Below are 2,245 nucleotides of genomic sequence, written 5' to 3' on the forward strand. Positions count from 1 at the left end.
CCTCGACGGGCCGGGGCTGCTGTATCGCTGGCCGGGTCGCACGCCCGGCGACGCGCTCATCCTCATGGCGCACTGGGATGTCGTGCCCGCCGACGAGGAGGGCTGGACCCACGAGCCGTTCGACGCCGATCTGACGACCGACCCGGATGGCGCACGCCGGGTGTGGGGACGCGGCACGATCGACGACAAGGGGGCGCTCGCCGGCATCCTCGAAGCGGTGGAGGATCTGCTCACCAGCGGTTTCGTGCCCGAACACGACGTGTACCTGAGTTTCGGCGGCGACGAGGAGGTTCACGGCTCGGCGGCGGAGCGTGCCGTCGCGGTGCTGGGTGAGCGCGGCGTCGCCGTCGCCTTCGTGCTCGACGAAGGCGGCGCCGTCGTGCAGGGGCAGTTCCCCGGCGTGAGCGAGCCGACCGCCGTCATCGGAATCGCCGAGAAAGGCATCGCGACGATCGAATTGCGCGCCAAGGAACCCGGCGGGCACGCGGCCCATCCGCCGCGCTCCGGGGTGACGGCGACCGTGCGACTCGCCCGCGCCATCCAGCGGGTGTCGCGGCAGGTCCCGGCCGGACTCCCGCCGACGGCGTACCCGATGTTCGCTGCCCTCGCCTCGCGGGCTCGGGGAATCCTCGGGCTTGCCTACCGACATCCACGGCTCTTCCGTCCGGTGTTGCTACGCGCTCTCGCTAGGGGAAGCGACGAGGCGAACGCCCTCATCCGCACGACGCGGGTGGTCACCCGGTTGCGCGGGGCGGCGGCCGACAACGTGCTGCCGGAGGTTGCCATCGCCACCGTCAACATGCGGATCGTCGCCGGGTCGACGATCGAGGCGGAGGTCGGACGCATCCGCCGTGACATCGCCGACGACCGCATCGCGGTGCGGATCGTTCGCGGATCCGACCCGCCGCCCACCGCCCCGGCAACCGGCCGCCCGTGGGAGCGGCTCGTCGGGGCCCTCGCCAGCTCGCATCCCGACGCCGTGGCGGTGCCTTACGCGATGCTCGGCGCGACCGACGGGCGCCACTTCACCCGGCTCACCGATGCCGTCTACCGGTTCACGCCATTCGAGTTGACGAAGGCCGAACTCGCTGGCCTGCATGCGATCGACGAAAGCATCCGCGTCGACGCCTACCTGCGCGGCATCGCGTTCTACCGCGCCCTCCTCGAATCCGCCTAGCCTCTGCGGGTCACGTGCCGGGGGCGGTCTGCGCGATCCAGGCGTCGAGCGCTGACGGCGTGTCAGTGACGATGCCGTCGACACCGTACGAGAGCGCTTCACCCCACCGCTCTTCGCTGTTGAGGGTGTAGAGCAGCACGCCGAGGCCGGCGGCGTGCATCCGTTCCACGGCATCGGGCCGCTCCGCGAGGGCCGACGATCGCGTCATGATCGCGATCGCGTCGAACCGCTGCGCGACCGCGACCGGGTCGAGCGGCAGCACCCGGCGAATCAGCACGCGCGGGATGGCGGGGGCCGTGTCGTGCAGAGCCGTCACCGTGGTCGGCGAGAACGATGCGAACACCAGGCGGTCCTGCACACCGCGGAAGTAGATGGCGCCGAGGAGAGTCTCGACATCATCCGCCGTCCAGGTGCCCTTGAGTTCGACGAGGGCGGTCACCTCGGGAGCTCCGGCGAGGATGCCGAGGAACTCGTCGAACAGCGGCACCTGCACTCCGGCGAACGTCGGCGCGAACCACGAACCCGCGTCGAGCGTGCGGATCTCGGCGAGCGTGAGGTCGGCGACCGCGCCCACCCCGGTCGTCGTGCGGTCGACGGTCAGATCGTGGATGAGCACCGGGTAACCGTCGGCGGTGAGCTGCACGTCGACCTCGAGAAAATCGGAGCCGCTGACGACCGCCGCCGCGAAGGCCGGCACCGTGTTTTCGGGAGCGCTCGCCCGGTCGCCGCGGTGCGCCGCGATGAACGCCGCCTCACCGGGGGTGCGTAACGGTCCCATCAGGTTGGCCCCGTAGGCGTTCGTCGCGCCGGGCGCGAGCACGAGCACGGCGACCGATGCGACGGTCACGAGGGCGGCGGCGCTGACGTGCCAGAGGTGCCGGTCGGCACCCATGCTGGTCGACACTGTCGCCATGACATCGCCCTCGGGTAGCGGGTCCCGCGACTCTGCGGGTGCCGACGACGCTACCACGCGCGTTACCTTTTCGTTACCTCCCGTTCACCATTTCGTGACATTCGGGAGGGTCGGCTCAGATGAGAGCTTTCGTGTGCCAGACGGTTTTGGTTTCG

Annotated in this window: 2 protein-coding genes; one reads left to right on the plus strand and one right to left on the minus strand. The window is 70.5% G+C overall.

All coding sequences use genetic code 11. From position 1 onward, the window contains the following. The coding region (locus tag RMO30_RS03220) for a M20/M25/M40 family metallo-hydrolase (protein ID WP_309709445.1) at window positions 1-1,177 on the plus strand (1,177 nt) is incomplete at its 5' end. A 10-nt stretch (window positions 1,178-1,187) separates the two neighbouring features. Here RMO30_RS03220 and RMO30_RS03225 read toward each other — a convergent pair. Beyond that, complete coding sequence (locus RMO30_RS03225) at window positions 1,188-2,090, minus strand: glycerophosphodiester phosphodiesterase family protein (RefSeq protein WP_309709448.1); 903 nt, start codon at window positions 2,088-2,090, stop codon at window positions 1,188-1,190. Window positions 2,091-2,245 lie beyond the last annotated feature (155 nt).

It is taken from the genome of Pseudolysinimonas sp. (genome assembly GCF_031389465.1).
Lineage (GTDB): Bacteria > Actinomycetota > Actinomycetes > Actinomycetales > Microbacteriaceae > Pseudolysinimonas_A.

What these genes read in the sequence shown, in the direction of transcription:
- RMO30_RS03225 (WP_309709448.1), bottom strand. Translation starts at nt 2,090, where the DNA reads ATGGCGACAGTGTCGACCAGCATGGGTGCCGACCGGCACCTCTGGCAC.